We start from the raw sequence: 20,929 nt of genomic DNA, 5'->3' as shown, positions 1-20,929 counted from the left end.
TGGAAAAAAAGGCTGATTGTTAGATCATCTAGGCTGATGTAATTGATTGCCTTTGCTTTAGCAAATTCTTTTGCATAGGCTTTTTAACATTCCAGGGGTAGTTAATCATCTTCGAATAAATAGCCACTATAAGCCAGGCCTATAGCTACGCTTTTAAAATTATCTCCTGAGTTTATTGGGATGTGAGGAAATTTATTTCTGAATAATGTTTGGATGGCCTTTACCATAGATGTTCCGCCCGTCATAAACAAACAGTCTATCTCCCGGGGATTTATATTGTGGGTGTGCAAAAATTTGTCCATATATTCACTAATTCTTTGAATATCTTTATTGATTACGGCATCATATTCATTTATCGTAATCATCTCATTAATTTCGATGCCCAAATTAGAATATTTAAAACCAGACGATTGGCTGTCAGATAATTCTATTTTAGTTCTTTCAATAGATTGAAAGAGGGAATAACCTAAATTATGCTCAATTAGCGTGATAAGGTTTTTAAATTTTTTATCGTAACCGGAGAAATAATAATAGTCTTCGATATCTTTTTGGATTTTCTGGCCGTTAAAAAAATTCATTTTATCCCAAGAGCAAATATTTGCAAACAGTGATTTAGGAACATTTAATATTTGTCCGCGGGTGGCCTCATATTGTGTATTTTTTCCAAAATAAGGTGTTCCTTTTTCCCACATGAATGCCGAATCAAGACTGTCTCCGCCTATGTAGATTCCGCCGGATGCAATCATATCATTTTTGCGATCTTTTGCCCCAACTTTTTCGGGGTCCAAAATGAGGTAAGTGAAATCTGTAGTGCCACCACCCAAATCGGCAACCAAAACCTTTTCCTTTTTGCTAATTGTTTTTTCGTAGGCAAATGCCGCACCGATGGGCTCAAATTGAAATCGTACATTAATAAAACCCGCAGTTTCCGCTGCTTTTTTTAAGCGAGTTTGAGCAAGCGTATCCTTTTGATTATCATCATTATCAAAGAAAACAGGTCGGCCAATTACAGCTTTTGTGCAATTAAACCCAATTATCTTGTCGGCAGTTTCTTTTAAATCTTTTAAAATTAGCGTTACTAAATCTGAGGCGTTATACCTTTTGTTCTGAATCCGGGTTTCGGTAAAGGTAGTTCTGGAAAGAATCTGTTTAATCGATTTTATGAACCGTCCCTCCATACCGTCATTCAGGTATTCTTCTATTGCTTTTTCACCCACAACACAGTTTCCTTCATCAGCAGATGTTAAGGCGTGTCTGAAATAGATAAGCGATGGAATGGAGATGGTAGAAATGATTTCTTTTTTATCTTCATCAAAGATAGACAGTGCGGAATTGGTCGTGCCAAAATCAATTCCATATAAAAATTTACTCATCGCAGTCGTTCAAAAATTAGTGGTATTGTTTAATTGGGCTGCGAAAGTATGAAATTAGTTTTATTGTTCTACAATTGGATAAACGGTTTTGCCGATTATATCAAATAGTAAATCACCATTTAACTGATTAATCCATACTACTATTTCTTTTACAGGTAATTTTCCTTTAATGTCTTTGGGCAAATTTTCTGAATAATAAAAACTATAGTCACTGAAGTCCTTAACATCTTTTGTTGTGAAGGTATAGAAATAGCCGCCTTTATTTGCCTTCCTTACGTACCAGTTAAGTACATTTGGCTCGTTATGGTTTGCATGCTTTATTATTGAGTTGTAAACGTCCATTTTAATGACATCTGGAAGGGGAATCTCTTTCTTACAAGAAATTAAAGATAAGCAAAATAGAATAACTGTGATTCTTCTCATAAGCCTTTAATAACGCCATGATACTGATATAGTTTTAATTTTGTGATAATTTATCTATTTTTGTAATATTAAAACTACAGATTAAGAAGTGTTTTTTTTAAAAAAAAATATTGGAATTATTCACCTGGCAGTTTAGGATTATCGAATTAATTTGACTATTGTCAATGTAAATAGCAGCTTCATACATTAGAAAAAAATGTGTACATTGAGATGTAATTCTTTTAAGATCCAGAATGTCTAAATAAATAAGATACTTTGATATAATGTTACATCTTGAAAATATCAAGGGAAAATTCAAAAAGGATAAGGCGTTAAGTGCAGAATTTCCAATAAGGCTCCTTATCATCAAGGAAGCTTCAGGTTTGTTGTGTATGAATTCTGGCGATTACGTACTTTCACCCGGTCGCGTATTTTTCATTCCCGAAGAAGGTATCATTCGTTTGGAGGCTGAAATTACGTCTGCCTACTGGCTTAGTTTTAGCAGCCTTTTGTATTCGGAATTTTTGTTGCAACACAGAGATGCTCAATCCAGGAATCTGTTTATGTCTCTATCTTTCAAAGATTTGACGAATGCTCAGGCCCAAAAGGCATTTACTTTATTAGAACAACTAAAAAGAGAAATTCTTGCAAAACGCGATGTTTCTTACCTTGCTCAATATCTTTCTTTAATTCTTGGCTTTTCAGCTGTTTTGAATGCAGAATTAATGGATTTAACAGTTGATGAATTACAGCAGGTTTTAAGATTTAAGGCTATTTTAGAACAATATTTTAAGACGGAAAGGTCTACCGAATTTTATGCTGCCGGCATGGGAATGAGTTCAAGAAAATTAAATGCTTTCCTTAAAAAGGCATTTAAAAAAAATCTGCCTGAACTGTTATATGCAAGACTCATGCGCGAAGCCGAAGAACTGCTGATTCACACAGATTACTCTATGGCCGTAATTGCAGAAATACTTGGTTTTGAACAGGCAAATTCATTTGCTAGTAATTTCAAAAAAACAAAAGGGATATCTGCAGTTGAATTCAGGCGAATAAATTAATGCTATTTTGGCTTTGAAATAAAACTTAGAAAAGATTGGAACTGTGCTTTATGCTTTTGCTTGTCCAGCCTGAAATAAAATGCACCTCTTCGCGAGCCTGACTTATCTTTTTCAGCTAGTTTAATTAATAAGCCGCTGGCTGTAATTTTTCTAATAAAATTTCTGTTGTCTATCGGTAAATCATAAACCTGTTCATACAGGTTTTGAAGCTGCGGAATTGTGAATTTCTTGGGTAACAATTCAAATAACACTGGATGAAGGGCAGCTTGATATCTTATCTTATCCATCGCTGCCTTTACCATCATGGTATGATCGAAAATTAATTCGGGTACTTCTTTTAGCTTAAACCATTCCGCATGGTACTGATCATTTATTTGTTTGCTGTACTTATTGATATCGATTAAAGCAAAATAGACCACTGAAATGGTCCTTTCAATAGGATCTCTATCGGGTTGCCCATAAGCATGTAATTGTTCGAGATATACATCATGAAGTCCTGTCAATTCAAGTAAGATTCGTTTAGCGGCACCATCCAAATCTTCATCTGGTCCGATAAAACCGCCCATCAAACTCCATTGATCTTTGACGGGCTCTATGGCTCTTTTTATAACTAAAAGTTTCAGGTGCTCGCCGTCGTAACCAAAAATAATACAGTCTACGGCAACTAGAACCGGATTTTGATTAAAATATTTTACCATTTTAGAAGAACGTTTTTTAAATTTGGTTCGTTGAAGTCTTCGATAAAGCCTAGGATATTTGAATATTCATTAAATTCTTCCTGATCATGGGTCGTTAAAAGTACAATACATTTCATTCCGGCATTAAAAGCACATTCAACACCTTTTGGTGCATCTTCAAAAACTATGCAATCTGCCGGCCTAATACCAAGCTTTTCCGCGGATTTCAGGAAAGTTTCTGCATCCGGCTTGCTCATCTGTACGTCGTCTGCACTAACAATAGCATCAAAATAACATCGAATTTTTAATCCGTCTACAACAAAATCTATATTGGAACTTATCGCTGCCGAACCTATAGCCATTAAAATGCCTTGTTTTTTAGCTGTTTCCAAAAAATTACCGAGTCCTTCTATTAGTGCGAGTTTTGGAAAGTAAGTTTCCCTGTAACGTTTTTCTTTATCGAATGACAGTTTTTTTATTTCATCCGCTGTAAAATAACCTTTACCGAATATGCGTTCTAAAACTTCATGATTTTTGCCATACATTTCTTTTTTAACATAATCATAAGATAAGTTTTTGTTTAAATCCTTATTGATGATTTGATGCCATGCATCAGTGTGGTATTCCATGTCATTTATCATGGTGCCATTTAAGTCAAAAATAAATGCTTTGGGCCTAAAATCTGAAATTTGCATATCGCTGGCTAAAATATGTGATTTTTTGGAATGTTGTAAGACTCTTTATCAAGTATAATTAAATAACCACAATATTCGTTTTAATAACGTTAATTATTTCTTAATTTAGCTTCAACCAAATTAAATCTTTTTATGAAAAAACAATGTCTTTCTGCAATATCCTTAACTACATTATGTATATCTGCTTTTTTATTTTCCTGTAATCCAGCCGCAGAAAAAAATTCGTCGGACGTAGTCAAAACAGATTCGTCAAGTTATACAGCTACAATAGAAGGTAAGTCAGTTTTACTTTATACTTTAAAAAACAAACAGGGGGCTTCAGTTTCTATAACAAATTATGGGGGAAGAGTGGTATCCCTTTTAGTGCCTGACAAAAATAATAAGTTAACTGATGTCGTTTTGGGTTATGACAGTGTTGGCGCTTACCGTAAAAAAGGAGAGCCTTTTTTTGGTGCGCTAATCGGCCGTTATGGAAACAGGATTGCAAAGGGTAAATTTGAACTTGAGGGCAAGGAATATCAACTCCAATTGAATGACGGGGTAAATACATTGCACGGAGGTAACGATGGCTTCTTTTCTAAAGTGTGGGATGCAAAGCAAACCGATGCACAGCATTTGGAATTAATGTATACTTCAAAAGATGGTGAGGCTGGCTATCCGGGAAAACTCGATGTTAAAGTGATTTATACATTAACGGATGATAATGCTTTGAAAATTGACTATATGGCAACAACAGATAAAGTAACGGTTGTTAACCTAACCAATCATGCTTATTTCAATTTAAATGGGGAAGGAAATTCAACAATCCTTGATCATGAACTGTATATTGATGCAAATGCTTACACTCCGGTTGATTCAACACTGATCCCCACTGGTAAATTGCAGCCAGTTGCTGGTACGGCTTTTGATTTTACCACAGCAAAAACAATTGGAAAAAACATTGAAGATAAAGATCAGCAGTTAACTTATGGAAAAGGTTACGACCACAATTTCGCTTTGAATGAACATGATGATAATAAGGTAATTGCGAAAGTTAAAAGTACGGTAACGGGAATTATCATGGAAATTTACACCAGCGAACCAGGACTTCAATTTTATAGTGGTAATTTTTTAACAGGTAAAGATAAAGATGGAAAAGGGGGTAAATCTTATCCACATCGTTCGGCAATTTGTTTAGAAACACAACATTTTCCAGATGCGCCTAACCACACGAATTTTGCTTCCACAGTGCTAAAGCCGGGTGATGTTTACAAAACGACAACAACTTATAAATTCTTAAAGTAAAATCTTGTTTTCTAATTTATAAAATGAAGAAGCAGTATTCAGGAAAATATTTTCTTTTTCCTGAATACTGAACTTTGATGCATATTTATTGACCAAATTAAACCAAACGGGATAAGGCCTGCTTAGTAAAACTACTGGCCAATCGCTACCATACATAATTCGATTCGTTCCGAAATGCTCAAATATTACATCGAAGCAATTAAAAATCTCTACTTCTTTCCAGTTTTTCCAATCTGCTTCCACTAAAAGCGCGGAAAGTTTGCAATATACATTTGGGTTTTGGGAGAGGATTTTAATGTTTTTACGCCATGTTTTTAAATCCTGACTTTTAACATCGGGCTTGCCACAATGATCTAAAACATAGAGTTGGTCGGCTACTTTATCTACAAGTTTAATGATGTCAGGAAGCTGATTGTGATAGCATAAAAGGTCGTAAGTGTAATTGTATTTTTTTAAAGCTTTTATGCCTTCGGATAAGTCTTTAGAGAGGATAAAATCTGACTTTTCTGCCTGAAGCACATGGCGCCAGCCTTTTATCTTTTTAAATGCCGACCAATATTTTAAACGTTCCTCTAAATTCTCGCTTTTCAAATCGACCCAGCCAACAATGCCTTTTATAATTTCATTTTGCTCGGACAGGCTTAACAAGAAGTCATTTTCCGATTCAGACTGATTAGCCTGAACAGCGACACAACCAGTAATCTGTAAATCATTATACGGTCTAATAAGATTTTTGGGGGTAAAATCCTTACGAATGGCATTCATGTGTTCCGTAATCCATGAATCTCTTACAGGGTCAAAATTCCAAAAATGTACGTGCGCATCAATCATAAGTACGTATTTAGAGTTTAAAAATATTTTCCATTAACATCCACTTCTCGTCTGGTTTTGCACCCGGTAATGCTTTTTGGTAGTTCCACATCAGTTTTTCCCACTCCTGAACCTTTTCGTTTTCCAAATCTGATTGTGCTTTTGCTTCAAAGGAAAAGAAATCATCCACGTCCATGATCATGAATAAACGCGTACCTAAAAGATAGATTTCTAATTCTTTTACGCCGGCAGATGTGATGCTTTCTTTAATTTCGGGCCAAACAGATTCATGGAACTTTTTGTAAGTTTTAATCAGTTTTTCATCATCAATTAAATCAAGCGTAAAGCAATGCCTTTTCATTTTAATTTCCGCTATAATCCTTAACCACCTGTTTGCTGCTCCCTAAGCCATCAATTCCTAATTCAACAACATCTCCTGCTTTTAAATACCAAGGTTCAGGCTTTTGACCTAAACCAACACCTGCCGGCGTTCCGGTAGTAATTACATCGCCAGGTAAAAGTGTCATAAACTGACTGATGTATGAAACCATGAAAGGCACGTTAAAAATCAGGTTTGAAGTATTGCCATCTTGCAATGTCTTGCCGTTAACCGTTAACCAAAGGCGCAAGTTATGCACATCGCTGATTTCATCAGGTGTTGCAATAAATGGCCCTATTGGCGCAAAAGTATCGCAGCTTTTTCCCTTAACCCATTGTCCGTTTCTTTCTATTTGAAATGCACGCTCGCTGTAATCATTGTGCAAAACATATCCGGCGACATGCTGCAAAGCTTTTTCTTCGCTTACATAACTCGCTTTTTTGCCGATAACAATTGCAAGTTCCACCTCCCAGTCGGTTTTCTTACTATTTTTAGGAATAATTAAATCATCATTCGGACCAACAATCGCCGAAGTAGCTTTGAAAAATAAAATGGGTTCCACAGGAATTGGTGCGTTGGTTTCAGCAGCATGATCCTTATAATTTAATCCTACACAAACTATTTTCGATGGACGGGCAAGCGCAGCACCTAAACGTACATTTTTATCCACTTCAGGAAGATTTGCAGTTTTAATATCAGAAGCTAACGTTTCAATTGCATTGCCTGCAAAAAATGCCTCGTTATAATCGGTAACCAGTGAAGAAACATCATAATATTTATCATTTATGATAACTCCTGGTTTTTCAAAACCTGCCTCGCCGAATCGTATTAATTTCATTTTAAATTTTTTATCGTTTTTATATTTAGTTGTTTAATGTTGTAAAACCACCGTCGATAGGGTAGTCGCAACCTGTTATAAATGAAGCTTCATCGCTGCATAAATATAAAGCAAGGGCACCAACTTCTTCTGGTTTTGCCATTCTGCCTATTGGTTGCGTTTTTGAAAGTTTCTCGAACATTTCAGGAATATTGTCAGGATAGTTTTTTTGCAAAAATCCATCAACAAAAGGTGTGTGAACCCTTGCAGGAGAAATTGAGTTGCACCTGATATTTTCACCAATATAATCTTTCGCAACGCTCATGGTCATTGCTTTTACTGCCCCTTTTGCAGCGCTATAGACAAAGCGGTCTGGCAATCCGATTAATGATGCAATTGAAGCCATGTTAATGATAACGCCGCCACCTGATAACCTTAACTTAGGGATGGCAGAATATAAACAATTATAAACCCCTTTCACGTTAACACGCATCACCCGGTCGAAATCTGATTCTTCTGTGGTGTCTGCCTTACCAATATGGGCAATGCCTGCGTTGTTAACTAAAATATCTATTTTTCCAATCATGTCAAATACCTTTTTAACGGCGTCATGATCAGATACATCACATGCGTAGCTATAACCTTTGCCACCCGATGTCTCAATTTCAGTTAAAGTATTATCGGCCTGTTCAGTCCCTAATTCAATTACATGAACTTCAGCGCCTTGTTTTGCAAGAATGGTTGCAATTGCTTTACCAATCCCGCTTCCGCCACCTGTAACTACTGCTCGTTTGTTTTGTAGTGAAAACATATTTTATATTTTGCCTTAAAGTAAATATTATTTATAAATGTGTACATATTTTATTGATGAAATATCTGGTTAGGCTGGTTTGCTAATCACTTATTGATGGATTCGTTTACAAATAAAATGTTTATTGTTGAATAAACATTTTAACTTTTTATCAAAATAGTAGCTGATATTGTCATTGGCTGTTTAGAGCCTGTATACGGCTTTACCTTGCAGAAATTTTACAAAATCAACCTGCGATATTACTTATATTTGAATAATATTTTTATATTTAAATAATACTTTAACCAAATGTAATTCACAACCTTTACTAAAAGGTTTGTTCTAGAGCCAATTAAATGAAAAGCTATCTGATTTTTATTTTCTGTACTTTAATTTTTCCATTTGTCTCAGTTGCGTCGATGAGCGGAATTAAAGATGAAAAAACTGTTATTGTTTCTGCTGTTACTAACCCGCGTGTAGGTTTTGGAACGGAGAAGGTTTTGAAAGCCTTAAAAAAGCTTGGCCTTCAGGCTTCATTAAAAAAAATGAATCCAAAGCTACCATTCACTGCTAAAAAGGGTTCGATAATAATTGGTCAGCTTCAGGATAATTCTATTGCGAAAAGCCTTCCGGAGTCTGTTAAAAAACAAGTTCAAAATTCAGGTAAAGAAGGATTTGTGATTTCTTACACAAATGATAAACTTTTTGTTATCGGCTTTGATGCCTCCGGCACTTTGTATGCTTGCTTGGAATTAATTGAACAAATAAAAGCAAAAGGAAAAATTCCTGATAAAATCGAATTAGCTGACCGTCCGGAAATGGTCATGAGGGGAACTTGCATAGGTTTACAAAAAACCGATTATTTGCCTGGTCATGATGTTTATGAATATCCCTATACACCAGAAAGTTTTCCATGGCTGTATGATAAACAACTTTGGATCAAATACCTGGATATGATGGTTGAGAACCGTTTCAATTCTCTTTACTTGTGGAATGGGCACCCATTCTCATCGCTGATTAAATTGAAAGATTATCCTTATGCGGTTGAGGTTGATGATGCCACTTTTAAAAAGAATGAAGAGATTTTTAGGTTTTTGACTGCTGAAGCAGATAAAAGGGGAATTTGGGTGATACAAATGTTTTACAATATCATCATTCCAAAACCTTTCGCAGATAAACACGGACTGAAAACCCAGGACAGAAACCGCCCAATTATCCCCATAATAGCTGATTATACACGAAAATCGATAGCTGCCTTTGTAGAAAAATATCCAAACGTTGGTTTGATGGTTGCACTTGGTGAAGCTATGGAAGGCGTTGGACAAGATGATATAGAATGGTTTACGAAAACAATTATCCCGGGTGTTAAAGATGGCTTAAAAGCTGCAGGCATAAAAAATGAACCGCCAATTGTTTTGCGGGCTCACGATACGGATGCGCCTGCAGTTATGAAAGCTGCGTTACCACTTTATAAAAATCTATACACTGAGAATAAATTTAATGGCGAGGCACTCACAACTTATGAACCGCGTGGCGCATGGGCCGAACTGAATAGAAAACTGGCTACAATAGGTACGGTTAACATTTCTAACGTGCATATCCTGGCAAACCTCGAACCTTTTCGGTATGGTTCGGCAGATTTTATTCAAAAATCGGTGCAGGCGATGAATAAAATTTACGGTGCAAAAGGCCTGCATTTATATCCGCAGGCGAGTTATTGGGACTGGCCTTATACGGCTGACAAAACTAGAAACCGTGAATTGCAAATCGACAGGGACTGGATTTGGTACAAAGAATGGGCGCGTTATTCCTGGAATAGCCAACGTGACAGGGCAGGTGAAATTAATTATTGGGGGAACGAATTGGCCAGCAAGTATGGAACTGACTTGTCAGCAGGAAAAGCAATTTTAAACGCTTACGAGGAATCAGGAGAAATTGCACCAAAGCTTTTGCGTAGGTATGGAATTACAGATGGTAACAGGCAAACGCTTACTTTAGGTATGCTAATGACACAACTGATTAATCCGTTTCGTTATGGCTTGTTTACCTTGATGTATGAATCCGAAGCTCCGGAAGGAGAAATGATAATCGATTACGCTGAAAAGGAGTGGAAAAAACAAGGCCACATCGGTGAAACGCCTCTGCAAATTGCAAAAGAGGTTATCGACCATGGAAAAAAAGCAATTGCATCAATTAATGAGGCTTCAGCATCGGTAAAGAAAGATACTGCAGAATTTAGAAGGTTAAAAAACGACATGTATTGCTACGATGCATTGGCGAATTCTTACGCAGAAAAGGTAAAAGCGGCACTTTGGATTTTAAGATTTAAATACTCCAACGATGTTTCTGATTTGGAAAAGGCCCTGCCTTTTTTGCAAAAAAGTCTGGATTACTACAGTAAGCTAACCAAATTAACAGAAAACGAATACCTGTACGCCAACAGTATGCAAACCAAGCAGCGTAAAATTCCGATGCGTGGTGTTGATAAAACATTTATCCACTGGAAAGAAATGATGCCAGTGTTTACGAATGAACTTAATCATTTTAAGCATAGCATAGACTCGTTGAAATCCATCAAAAAAACCACTATCGAAAAGGTTATTCCTTATAAAAATGCCGATGTAAAAATATTATCTACTGCTATAGAAAGCTACATTGTCGATAAAAACGTTCGGGTATTTGTTGATACCACCTCTCAGATTAAAGAAGTAGCTGAGCAATTAATCGGCTTGAAAGGACTAAAGTTATCAAGAGAGAAGCAAATTAAAAATGGAACGGAAATCAAGTTCAGTACGAAAATTCCTGTTAAACTTTTGGTTGGCTATTTTAATCAAAAAGATAATAAAACGTTACTGCCTCCGCAATTGGAGATAGATGCCAGCGCAAATAACTACGGTCAATCTGAAATAAAAATTTCGAATGCATTGGTTGTAAATGGTTTTGCTCCGGTAAATATCCATGCTTATTCATTCGCCGAAGGATCGCACACGCTAACATTGGGAAAGGGCGCCTGTTTGGTATTGGGATTTATTGATGATAAGCAGGAATTGAGAATTTTTAATGCGGGATTAGATGGTCGTGGGAAAGATATTGATTGGTTATTTGAATAATGGTGAGTAAGAAAAAATTTATAACTGCAATTTGTTTGTTGGTTACTGCGACAGGCTTTGCACAGCAAAAACCGGTTCCGCTTAAAGCGAAACTGAAAAATTACGTTGAATATTTTAATTCAATAGACACTGAAGCGGTCAAAAATTTTGTTCCGAATGTGCAATCGTACCATTGGTTATCTGAGAATGTTCCATTACTTGACTGTCCGGATGAGGTAATTGAAAAAAACTATTATTACCGTTGGTGGTCGTTTCGTAAGCATCTGGTTAAAACTCCGGAGGGTTTTATTTTTACAGAATTTATCGAGCCCGTAAAACATGCCGGGAAATACAATTCCATTAGTTGTGCTTTAGGTCATCATATTTACGAAGGACGTTGGTTGAAAAATAACGAATACCTCAAAGAATACATTAACTTTTGGTTATACAAGGCTGATGTAGGTCAAACTAAACAACGTTTTCATCAGTTTAGCAGCTGGGTTGATGATGCCGTTTTGGCAAATTATATGGTAAAACCCGACGCAGGTTTTTTGAAAGATATTTTGCCGGCGCTTGATGCCGATTATGACAAATGGGAGAAAGAACGACGGCTGAAAAGCGGTTTGTTCTGGCAGCACGATGTTAAAGATGGAATGGAAGAATCAATTAGTGGTTCGAGAAAGGACCAGAACAGTCGGCCGACCATAAATAGTTATATGTACGGTAATGCCAAAGCGTTAGTGAGCATTTCAGATTTATTAAAAGAACAAGCTTTAAAAGTAAAGTATCAGCAAAAAGCCGCAGAACTAAAAAAACTGGTTCAGGATAGTCTGTGGAATTCAAAATCCTCTTTTTTTGAAACTAAACTTGCAAAAAAAGGCCTGGCAAATGTTCGCGAAGCAATTGGCTTTACACCATGGGATTTCAATCTGCCTGATGATAAAAGTATCTACGCTAAAGCCTGGGACCAATTGTTAGATACAGCAGGATTTAAAGCGCCCTGGGGATTAACTACAGCGGAGCGTAGAAACCCAACGTTTAGAACGCGTGGAACAGGCCACAGCTGCGAATGGGATGGCGCTTTATGGCCTTTTGCAAGTTCGCAAACACTTAAAGGTCTTTCAAACTTATTGGTAAATTACAAAAATCATGGTAAAATGACCGCAGGGGTTTTCTATGATGAACTTCACCAATATGCTTTATCGCATCAAAAAAACGGAAAACCATATATTGGTGAATATCAGGATGAAAAAAATGGCGTATGGCTGAAAGGTGATAACCCCAGAAGCAGCTTCTACAACCATTCAACTTTTTGCGATTTGGTTATCAGCGATCTAATCGGATTAAAGCCTAGAATGGATAATGTTTTGGAGGTTTTTCCGCTTATCCCGCCAGGAAAATGGGATTGGTTTACACTGGATAATGTTTCTTATCATGGCAAAACAATAACACTTATTTGGGATAAAACCGGCGATAAGTATAAAAAGGGCAAAGGATTTTTTATTTATGCTGATGGAAAAGAGATTTACAAAGGCAAGGATTTGAAGCCCTTAAAAGTTAAATTGAGATAAACTAAGATAAATTAATAGTTAATGAAGTATTCCATCAAGATTATAAAGGCATTAATTTTAGTCCTGGCGATTAGTTTCGGTTTAAGAACCAACGCCCAATCTTTTTATAACGTTTTAAAGTACGGCGCAAAAAATGATAGTAGCAAATTAGCCACAACAGCAATAAAAAATGCAATTGACGCGGCTTCAAAAGCTGGTGGCGGTACGGTTTATTTCCCTGCCGGAAAATATTTAACAGGTTCTATTCACTTAAAAAGTAACATTACTATTTTTATAGATGCAGGTGCCGAGCTTCATTTCAGTGATAATTTTGATGATTATTTGCCTATGGTCAAAAGCCGGTATGAGGGCGTCGATGTAACTTCATTTTCACCTCTTTTTTATGCTTATAAAGTAGAAAATATTTCAATAATCGGCCGGGGTTTAATAGATGGACACGGTAAAAAATGGTGGGATTTTGTTGAAGGTTATAAAGAAGGGCAGACTCGTTCTAAGTGGCAACATACTTTTGATGAGCTTAATAAAGATATTATTTTACCTGACGATGCAAAGCAGATGAAACGAGGTTTCCTTCGTCCGCCGTTTATACAACCCATGTTTTGTAAAAACATAATTATAGATGGAATAACAATTCGAAATTCACCTTTTTGGACCATCAACCCTGAGTTTTGCGAAAACGTGAAAATTCATGCAGTTACAATTAACAATCCTTACTCTCCGAATACAGATGGTATCAATCCGGAATCTTGCAAAAATGTACACATTTCAGACAGTCACATTAGCGTTGGTGACGATTGCATAACCATAAAATCTGGTAAGGATGCGCCGGGTAGAAAGATGGCTGTTCCGGCAGAAAACTACACCATTACCAATTGTACGATGTTGTCAGGGCATGGTGGTGTAGTTATTGGTAGCGAAATGTCTGGCGATGTTCGGAAAATCGCAATTTCTAATTGTGTATTCGATGGAACAGACCGCGGCATAAGAATCAAAACCGCCAGAGGACGTGGGGGTGTTGTGGAAGAAATCAGAGTCAGCAACATCGTTATGAAAAATATTGGTCAGCAAGCAATTGTTTTAGATATGCAGTACGCTAAAACTAATCCTGAGCCGGTTTCGGAACGTACTCCAAAGTTTAAAAACATTCATTTCAGTAATATTACTGGCCAGGTAAATCAGGCTGCTTATCTAAATGGCCTTGAAGAAATGCCGATAGAAAATGTTACTTTCAGTGATATCAATATGGAAGCCAAAACAGGCTTCAGTATCACGAATTCCAATAAAATTGAGTTTCATAATGTTCAGGTTAATACAGAAATCGGATCAGCTGTTTATGCCTCAAACGTAAATTATCTTACAATCGATAATGTCAAAACCTACACGCCAATCGCAAAATCTGCGGTAATTGACTTAAAAAATGTAAATGAAGTTTTTGTATACAATTCATTCCCTGTTGTCGGTACAACAACTTTTCTAAGGCTAAGCGGCGACAAAACTAAAGGCATTTCTATAGGGAATAATAATTTCAAAAATGCTCAGAATGGTGTTATTAAAGAGAAAGAAGTAAGTGGCGACGTTAACGTAATTTCTGGCGATAAAGGTCAGTAATCATTCATCGATGATATTATGATTGTTAGAAGTTTAAAATCTGGTTTACAAAAAGTAACATTACTCTTGGTAATGATGCTGGCCTCATTCTACGGTTTTGCACAAAATAATACAACGCTTTGGTACAACAAACCTGCAGAAAAGTGGACTGATGCGCTGCCAATCGGTAATGGCCGATTGGGTGCAATGATTTTTGGCGGCGTAGAAAATGACCACATTCAGTTCAATGAAGAAACACTCTGGACCGGGAAACCAAGAAATTACAATAAAAAAAGTGCTTCAGCTTATTTACCGAAAATAAGAAAATTGCTTTTTGAAGGAAAACAAAAAGAAGCCGAAGACTTAGCGCAAGCCCAATTTATGGGGCTTCAAAGTGAAGCAGGCTATAGGGCAAAGTGGGTCAATGAAATGCGTTCCGGTAAAGGAATCCAGGGAAATCCTGCGCTCGAAAATTATGATGATAAGAGCTGGAAAACCATTCAGGTTCCATCTTATGAAGGGTGGGAACTTGTTGGTTTAGCTAACCTCGATGGTGCGGTTTGGTTTAGAACTACTTTTAATGTGCCCAACGATTGGATTGGAAAAGATTTAGTATTGGATTTAAACCGAATTCGCGATCAGGATTTTACCTACATAAATGGAGCATTGGTTGGAAATACCGATAACCTTGAACCAAGAAAATATACCATTCCGGCTAAACTGATTAAAGCGGGAGAAAATACCATCGCCGTCCAGGTTCTAAATTATTACGATAAAGGTGGGATAGCCGGTTTTAAAGATACTAAAAGACATATTGGAATTTATCCGCAAGGCTCAACAATTGAAAATGGCGTTTCGTTAGTTAAGAAATGGAGGTACAAAGTTCAGAATGAAGACCCACCGGCAGTGCCAAAATATCAGGCAAGCTATCAGCCTTTTGGCGATATAAATCTGGCTTTTAATCATGGTAAAACACCAATAACAAATTATAGGCGTTCGCTTGACTTGGAAACAGCGATTGCCAAAACCAGTTATACATCAAACGGAATAAACTATCAACGGGAATATTTCGCCAGTCAACCAAATCAGGCAATTTTTATACATTTAACTACCAGTAAATCAGGTGCATTGAGTTTGGAAGCAGATCTATCAAGCGTTCACCGAAAAACGGTAGTTAAAACGTTAAGCAAAAATTCGATTGCGCTTAATGTTCAGGTAAAAGATGGGGTGCTAAAGGGTGAAAGTTGGTTAACTGTAGAGGTTAAAAATGGGTCGGTTAAAATAATAGACAATAAAATTAGAATAAGCGATGCAGATGAAATAACATTTTGCCTTACTGCGGCGACTAACTTCAGCAATGCAAATGATGTTTCAGGAAATCCCGGACTTAAGAATTCAGCTCATCAGCTGGCTGTTCAAAAAGATAATTTTGGAAATATTAAAGCAAAACATTTAAAAGAATACCAATCTTATTTTAATAAGTTCAGCGTCGATTTTGGTTCATCAGCTAATGAAAACTTGCCTACTGATGAAAGACTTGAAAAATTTGCCAACTCAAATGATGCTTCATTTGCAGGTCTTTATATGCAGTACGGCAGGTATTTGCTAATCTCCAGTTCCAGGCCAGGAACGCAGCCTGCAAATCTGCAGGGAATCTGGAACGATTTATTAACACCTCCTTGGGATAGTAAATACACGACCAATATTAATTTGGAAATGAATTACTGGCCCACAGAAATATTAAATTTATCAGCTTTAAATGAGCCCTTGTTCAGAAAAATTGAAGGTCTATCGCTTGCTGGCAAAGCGACTGCAAAGGAATATTACGGCGCCAGAGGTTGGGTTTTGCATCACAATACAGATTTATGGAATGGCACTGCACCAATAAATGCCTCAAATCATGGTATTTGGGTTTCAGGAGGAGGTTGGTTAAGTCAGCATTTATGGGAACACTATTTATTTACCAGCGATAAAAAATTTCTGGAAACCCAAGCTTTCCCATTGATGAAAGCTGCCGCCTTATTTTTTGAAGATTTCTTAGTAAAAGACCCTCAAACCGGTTGGCTGATAAGCACGCCATCTAATTCGCCGGAAAATGGGGGATTGGTTGCAGGGCCAACCATGGATCACCAGATTATCAGAACATTATTCAGAAATTGCATTGAAGCATCAAAAGTTTTAGGTACCGATGATGCTTTAAGAAAATCATTGGAAGAAAAAGTTGGGCAAATTGCACCTAATCAGATCGGCAAATTTGGACAATTGCAAGAGTGGCTTCAAGATAAGGACGATACTACGAATAAACACAGACACGTTTCGCACTTATGGGGTGTTTTTCCCGGAGATGATATTACCTGGAGTCAGGATAGAAAAATGATGGAAGCGGCAAAGCAGTCATTATTGTACCGTGGTGATGATGCAACAGGTTGGAGCCTTGCATGGAAGATTAATTTCTGGGCTCGATTCAAAGATGGCGACCATGCCATGAAATTGATTAAAATGCTGATAAAACCTGCGGGCAACGGTTCCGGTTCTTATGTAAATCTTTTCGATGCCCATCCGCCATTTCAAATTGATGGAAATTTTGGTGGCGCCGCAGGGATTGCCGAAATGATAGCTCAAAGTCATGAAGGCTATCTCGATATTTTGCCTGCTTTACCAGCTGCATTACCTTTCGGGGACGTGAAAGGGTTATGTGCAAGAGGTGGTTTTGAACTTAACATTAGATGGGAGAATGGTAAATTGAATGGGCTTACCATAATATCAAATTCAGGAGGCCGGTGTAAAATGGTGTATAAAAATCAAACGATTAGCTTCGATACAAGAGTTGGCGGCATTTATAAACTTAATGGAGATTTAAAAATGTTATGATGAGGTGTTTTCTTTTAATTTTTTGTTTTTTAGCGATTCGCGTACACGCACAAGTTTCCGTCAGAAAAGATATCCCCTTAAACTCCGATTGGGAAACTGTTGCAGATGAGAAAAACATCAGAGCATATGATGGATTCCAGGCCTCCAGTTATGAAATCAATGGTTGGAAAAGCGTAAACGTTCCGCATAATTGGGACCAGTATGAAGGTTATCAAAGAAAGCTACATGGCAATAAACATGGCTACGCCTGGTACCGTAAAATTTTTAAAAGCAATGAAATTAAACAAGGTAAGCGATTCTTCCTTTATTTCGAAGGTGTTGGTTCGTATGCAACCATTTGGCTTAATGGCAAGAAAGTAGGCTACCACGCTGGTGGAAGAACTACTTTTACTTTAGATATAACGCCGTTTATCAAGCTTAATAACCAGCGTAATATTTTAGCTGTGAGGGCGGACCACCCTGCAAATATTCAGGATTTACCATGGGTGGATGGCGGTTGTTCTACAGAACGAGGTTTTTCTGAAGGTTCTCAGCCGATGGGTATTTTTCGTCCCGTTCACTTAATCGTAACTAACGAAAGTAGAATTCAGCCGTTCGGAATCCATATCTGGAATGATGATAAAATCTCTGAGAAATCTGCCATTATAAACATCGAAAACACTTTAAAGAATTATAGCAACAAGCAAAAATCACTGGTGATTTTAAATCAGCTTTTAGATAATGACGGGAAGGTTGTAAAAGAAGTTAAACATTCAGAAAACCTTGCTCCGGGTAAGGAAATTACATTTTCTATGAAGACCGATGCAATCCAAAATCCTAAACTCTGGTCGTTAGAAAATCCATATCTCTACACTTTGAAAACAACCATTTTAGAAGATAGAAAAGTAATTGACGAAGTAAAAACCCCTTATGGAATTCGTTGGGTAAGTTGGCCGATTGGAGATAAGGCAAATCAAAAAGTATTTCTTTTGAATGGAAAGCCGGTTTTTATCAATGGAATTGCCGAATACGAACATTTGATTGGGCAAAGTCATGCTTTTAGCCCTGAACAAATAAAATCGCGTGTGACGCAAATAAAATCGGCGGGCTTTAATGCCTTTCGCGATGCGCATCAACCTCATAATTTACTGTATTCCGATTATTGGGATAAACTTGGTGTTTTATGCTGGACCCAAATGGCTGCACACATCTGGTACGATACACCTGAATTCAGAAAAAATTTCAAAACGCTTTTAACCGACTGGGTAAGGGAACGAAGAAATAGTCCGGCAGTAGTTTTGTGGGGATTAGAAAATGAGAGCACACTTCCCGAAGATTTCGCCAAAGAATGTACCGAATTGATAAGAAAATTAGATCCAACGGCGTCATCTCAACGAAAGGTAACCACTTGTAATGGTGGTAAAGGAACGGATTGGGATGTACCGCAAAACTGGACAGGAACCTATGGAGGCAATCCTTTAACCTATGGGGACGATTTGCAAAGACAACTTTTAATAGGAGAGTATGGCGCCTGGCGGACAATTGATTTACACAGCTTAAACGCAAGCGAAAAGGGATATACCGAAAACGGCATGGCGAGCCTTATGGAAACAAAAGTCAGGCTGGCCGATTCTGTAAAAGATAAAACAGCAGGTCATTTTTTTTGGCTTTATAGCTCGCATGATAATCCGGGTCGGGTTCAGGGTGGAGAAGGTCTTCGGGATTTAGATAGAATAGGCCCGGTGAATTACAAAGGGATGTTTACACCCTGGGAAGAGCCAACCGACATTTATTACCTGTTTAGGTCGAATTATGCACCAAAGCAAACCGATCCGATGGCTTACATCGTTTCGCACACCTGGCCAAATCGATGGTCGAAGCCGGGTGTAAAAGACAGCATAGTTGTGTATTCAAATTGTGATGAAGTGGAGTTGTTTAATGATGTTGATAATAAATCTTTAGGAAAAATAAGCCGTGGAAAAGTCGGTACGCATTTTCAGTGGAATAAACCTGATGTTCAATATAATCTACTTTACGCAGTTGGTTATGTTGATGGAAAAGCGGTGGCAAAAGATTACATCGTTTTAAACAGCCTGCCCAAATCGCCCAATTTTAGTAAGCTGGTTACGGATACTAAAATCTTAAAACCTGTCGAAAACTATAATTACCTGTATCGTTTAAATTGTGGCGGTTCAGAATATAAAGATGTGCACGGAAATCTCTGGTTAAAAGACCAGCAAGTTACTAAAAATACAAACTACGGCTCATCATCCTGGACGGCAGCCTTTCCAGGTATTCCAGATTTTTTTGCAAGTCAAAGAAGAACGTTTTCACCAATAAAAGGAACTCAAGATTGGAAACTTTTTCAAACTTTTAGATATGGGAGAGATCAGTTGACTTTCAGTTTCAATATTCCAGAAGATGGAGAATACCTTATTGAAATGTATTTCATAGAACCTTGGTTAGGTGTTGGTGGAGGAATTAATTCAGAGAAAATGCGTCTTTTTGATGTAGCCATTAATAATAAAACGGTATTAAAAGATTTAGACATCTGGAGAGAAGCCGGAACAAATTCACTGCTAAAAAAAACGGTTAAAGTTTTCGTTAAAGGAGGGAAGTTAACGGTGTCTTTTCCACAAGTCAAGGCGGGGCAAGCGCTTATCTCGGCTATTGCCGTAGCAAGTCTGAATAAAACAATTAAAGTTGCTCCAAAAGTTACTTCGCTTGTTGAACTTCTTTCTAACAATGATCATATTTTATCAAGTTGGCTGGATATCGGCGATAAACAGTACCTGAAAAATGAAGCTGAGTTTATGTATCTGCCAGCAAATTTATTTGGTGTAGAATGGATAAAAATGTCAGAGAAGCATTCTGATTTTCGTTTTAAAATGAATCAGCAAGCCGATGTTTTCGTCGGTTTAAAAAATGCCGATTCAATCGTATACTCAGGCTTTGAAGATACTAAGACCATCATCGAAAATAGTAACAGAGAGGTATTCAAAATATTCAGAAAACGTTTTTCGAAAGGTTCTGGCATTGAAATAAAAGGTGATGCTTCAGTTGTTGCCTTTGTTCCCCCAAGTAATTTAGAGCCAGCTTACGATCTAAAAACTCTGACCAGCTATAAGGCAGTCGACGCTGTTTTAAAAGGAAAGGAAATCGTAAAAGAAGATTTTATTGGCAAACAAAGGGTTGTTTTTAAATCTCCAGAGGGAGGAATTTTAGAGTTTTCAATGGGAGTTGGTGTGGCTGATACTTACTCGCTCACCATTAAATATCACAATCCTTTTAATGAATCTTTGAAAGCAAAGCTGGAATTTTTATCTGCAGATGGAACGGTTATGAAAATCGAAAAAGCCGAATTCGCACCTACAAAACAAGGCAAATGGAATTATTATAATACCAGCACCGGGAGCATGATAAATGCAGGAAGTTACAAGTTGCGCATTATAGCTACTGAAAGTAAAGGCCTTTATATCGACGCTTTGGATGTTCAATAGGATAATATGATACAATATATGGTCAAAATCTTATATTAATAGCT

At 37.2% G+C, this 20,929-nt stretch carries 15 protein-coding genes; 7 read left to right on the top strand and 8 right to left on the bottom strand.

Features of this window, described 5'->3' with window-relative positions:
• Positions 1–101 precede the first annotated feature (101 nt).
• Together ASF92_RS06180 and ASF92_RS06175 are read right to left on the bottom strand one after the other, a co-directional pair.
• Entirely contained in the window at positions 102–1,373 is a 1,272-nt protein-coding gene (locus ASF92_RS06180; protein WP_056089506.1) for an Hsp70 family protein, read from the bottom strand.
• Between the two features lie 60 nt (positions 1,374–1,433).
• Positions 1,434–1,796 carry a hypothetical protein gene (locus ASF92_RS06175; RefSeq protein ID WP_157263748.1) on the bottom strand — a complete coding sequence of 121 codons (363 nt, stop codon included), beginning with the start codon at positions 1,794–1,796 and terminating at the stop codon, positions 1,434–1,436.
• A 263-nt stretch (positions 1,797–2,059) separates the two neighbouring features.
• On the opposite strand from ASF92_RS06175, the gene ASF92_RS06170 reads away from it, so the two are divergent.
• The gene (locus ASF92_RS06170; RefSeq protein ID WP_056089498.1) at positions 2,060–2,836 is read left to right on the top strand and encodes a helix-turn-helix domain-containing protein; all 777 of its coding nucleotides are present in this window, start codon (positions 2,060–2,062) and stop codon (positions 2,834–2,836) included.
• 2 nt (positions 2,837–2,838) lie between these two features.
• Here ASF92_RS06170 and ASF92_RS06165 read toward each other — a convergent pair whose 3' ends face one another.
• Together ASF92_RS06165 and ASF92_RS06160 are read right to left on the bottom strand one after the other, a co-directional pair.
• A complete protein-coding gene (locus ASF92_RS06165; protein ID WP_056089495.1) occupies positions 2,839–3,534 on the bottom strand; it encodes an NUDIX domain-containing protein in 696 nt (231 codons plus the stop codon).
• Positions 3,528–4,208 carry an HAD family phosphatase gene (locus ASF92_RS06160; RefSeq protein WP_056089491.1) on the bottom strand — a complete coding sequence of 227 codons (681 nt, stop codon included), beginning with the start codon at positions 4,206–4,208 and terminating at the stop codon, positions 3,528–3,530. The genes ASF92_RS06165 and ASF92_RS06160 overlap by 7 nt, the downstream gene beginning before the upstream one ends.
• A 132-nt stretch (positions 4,209–4,340) precedes the next feature.
• Here ASF92_RS06160 and ASF92_RS06155 point away from each other — a divergent pair, with 132 nt between their 5' ends.
• A complete protein-coding gene (locus tag ASF92_RS06155; protein ID WP_056089487.1) occupies positions 4,341–5,492 on the top strand; it encodes an aldose epimerase family protein in 1,152 nt (383 codons plus the stop codon).
• Here ASF92_RS06155 and ASF92_RS06150 read toward each other — a convergent pair.
• Genes ASF92_RS06150 through ASF92_RS06135 form a run of 4 tightly spaced genes read right to left on the bottom strand, consistent with a single transcriptional unit; the run spans position 5,484 to position 8,309 of the window.
• On the bottom strand, positions 5,484–6,323 hold the full coding sequence (locus ASF92_RS06150; RefSeq protein WP_056089484.1) for an amidohydrolase: 840 nt from the start codon (positions 6,321–6,323) through the stop codon (positions 5,484–5,486). The two genes, ASF92_RS06155 and ASF92_RS06150, sit on opposite strands and share 9 nt — an antisense overlap.
• Positions 6,324–6,333: 10 nt before the next feature.
• Complete coding sequence (locus ASF92_RS06145; protein ID WP_056089481.1) at positions 6,334–6,663, bottom strand: L-rhamnose mutarotase; 330 nt, start codon at positions 6,661–6,663, stop codon at positions 6,334–6,336.
• Between the two features lies 1 nt (position 6,664).
• Entirely contained in the window at positions 6,665–7,519 is an 855-nt protein-coding gene (locus tag ASF92_RS06140; RefSeq protein WP_056089479.1) for a fumarylacetoacetate hydrolase family protein, read from the bottom strand.
• 25 nt (positions 7,520–7,544) lie between these two features.
• A complete protein-coding gene (locus tag ASF92_RS06135) occupies positions 7,545–8,309 on the bottom strand; it encodes an SDR family NAD(P)-dependent oxidoreductase (protein WP_056089476.1) in 765 nt (254 codons plus the stop codon).
• A gap of 335 nt (positions 8,310–8,644) precedes the next feature.
• Between ASF92_RS06135 and ASF92_RS06130 the strand changes: the two genes are divergently transcribed.
• From ASF92_RS06130 to ASF92_RS06110, 5 genes are read left to right on the top strand one after another with little or no spacing between them, the layout of a single operon-like run.
• Positions 8,645–11,398 carry a hypothetical protein gene (locus ASF92_RS06130; RefSeq protein WP_056089474.1) on the top strand — a complete coding sequence of 918 codons (2,754 nt, stop codon included), beginning with the start codon at positions 8,645–8,647 and terminating at the stop codon, positions 11,396–11,398.
• Positions 11,398–12,948: a glycosyl hydrolase family 65 protein gene (locus ASF92_RS06125; protein WP_056089471.1), complete on the top strand. Its 1,551-nt coding sequence runs from the start codon at positions 11,398–11,400 to the stop codon at positions 12,946–12,948. Before ASF92_RS06130 ends, ASF92_RS06125 begins: the two co-directional genes overlap by 1 nt.
• Before the next feature lie 21 nt (positions 12,949–12,969).
• Positions 12,970–14,556, top strand: a complete 1,587-nt coding sequence (locus ASF92_RS06120; protein ID WP_056089469.1) for a glycoside hydrolase family 28 protein — start codon at positions 12,970–12,972, stop codon at positions 14,554–14,556.
• An 18-nt stretch (positions 14,557–14,574) separates the two neighbouring features.
• A complete protein-coding gene (locus ASF92_RS06115; RefSeq protein WP_082489475.1) occupies positions 14,575–17,406 on the top strand; it encodes a glycoside hydrolase N-terminal domain-containing protein in 2,832 nt (943 codons plus the stop codon).
• The gene (locus ASF92_RS06110) at positions 17,403–20,885 is read left to right on the top strand and encodes a malectin domain-containing carbohydrate-binding protein (protein ID WP_056089466.1); all 3,483 of its coding nucleotides are present in this window, start codon (positions 17,403–17,405) and stop codon (positions 20,883–20,885) included. Before ASF92_RS06115 ends, ASF92_RS06110 begins: the two co-directional genes overlap by 4 nt.
• Positions 20,886–20,929 lie beyond the last annotated feature (44 nt).

The sequence above is a fragment of the Pedobacter sp. Leaf176 genome, assembly GCF_001424305.1.
Lineage (GTDB): Bacteria > Bacteroidota > Bacteroidia > Sphingobacteriales > Sphingobacteriaceae > Pedobacter.
The sequence above is the reverse complement of the archived record's forward strand: the minus strand, read 5'-3'. Positions and strand labels throughout refer to the sequence as shown.

What these genes read in the sequence shown, in the direction of transcription:
- ASF92_RS06170 (WP_056089498.1), top strand. Translation starts at nt 2,060, where the DNA reads ATGTTACATCTTGAAAATATCAAGGGAAAATTCAAAAAGGATAAGGCG.
- ASF92_RS06135 (WP_056089476.1), bottom strand. Translation starts at nt 8,309, where the DNA reads ATGTTTTCACTACAAAACAAACGAGCAGTAGTTACAGGTGGCGGAAGC.
- ASF92_RS06125 (WP_056089471.1), top strand. Translation starts at nt 11,398, where the DNA reads ATGGTGAGTAAGAAAAAATTTATAACTGCAATTTGTTTGTTGGTTACT.
- ASF92_RS06130 (WP_056089474.1), top strand. Translation starts at nt 8,645, where the DNA reads ATGAAAAGCTATCTGATTTTTATTTTCTGTACTTTAATTTTTCCATTT.
- ASF92_RS06155 (WP_056089487.1), top strand. Translation starts at nt 4,341, where the DNA reads ATGAAAAAACAATGTCTTTCTGCAATATCCTTAACTACATTATGTATA.
- ASF92_RS06165 (WP_056089495.1), bottom strand. Translation starts at nt 3,534, where the DNA reads ATGGTAAAATATTTTAATCAAAATCCGGTTCTAGTTGCCGTAGACTGT.
- ASF92_RS06175 (WP_157263748.1), bottom strand. Translation starts at nt 1,796, where the DNA reads ATGAGAAGAATCACAGTTATTCTATTTTGCTTATCTTTAATTTCTTGT.
- ASF92_RS06115 (WP_082489475.1), top strand. Translation starts at nt 14,575, where the DNA reads ATGATTGTTAGAAGTTTAAAATCTGGTTTACAAAAAGTAACATTACTC.
- ASF92_RS06150 (WP_056089484.1), bottom strand. Translation starts at nt 6,323, where the DNA reads ATGATTGATGCGCACGTACATTTTTGGAATTTTGACCCTGTAAGAGAT.
- ASF92_RS06180 (WP_056089506.1), bottom strand. Translation starts at nt 1,373, where the DNA reads ATGAGTAAATTTTTATATGGAATTGATTTTGGCACGACCAATTCCGCA.
- ASF92_RS06145 (WP_056089481.1), bottom strand. Translation starts at nt 6,663, where the DNA reads ATGAAAAGGCATTGCTTTACGCTTGATTTAATTGATGATGAAAAACTG.
- ASF92_RS06110 (WP_056089466.1), top strand. Translation starts at nt 17,403, where the DNA reads ATGATGAGGTGTTTTCTTTTAATTTTTTGTTTTTTAGCGATTCGCGTA.
- ASF92_RS06160 (WP_056089491.1), bottom strand. Translation starts at nt 4,208, where the DNA reads ATGCAAATTTCAGATTTTAGGCCCAAAGCATTTATTTTTGACTTAAAT.
- ASF92_RS06120 (WP_056089469.1), top strand. Translation starts at nt 12,970, where the DNA reads ATGAAGTATTCCATCAAGATTATAAAGGCATTAATTTTAGTCCTGGCG.
- ASF92_RS06140 (WP_056089479.1), bottom strand. Translation starts at nt 7,519, where the DNA reads ATGAAATTAATACGATTCGGCGAGGCAGGTTTTGAAAAACCAGGAGTT.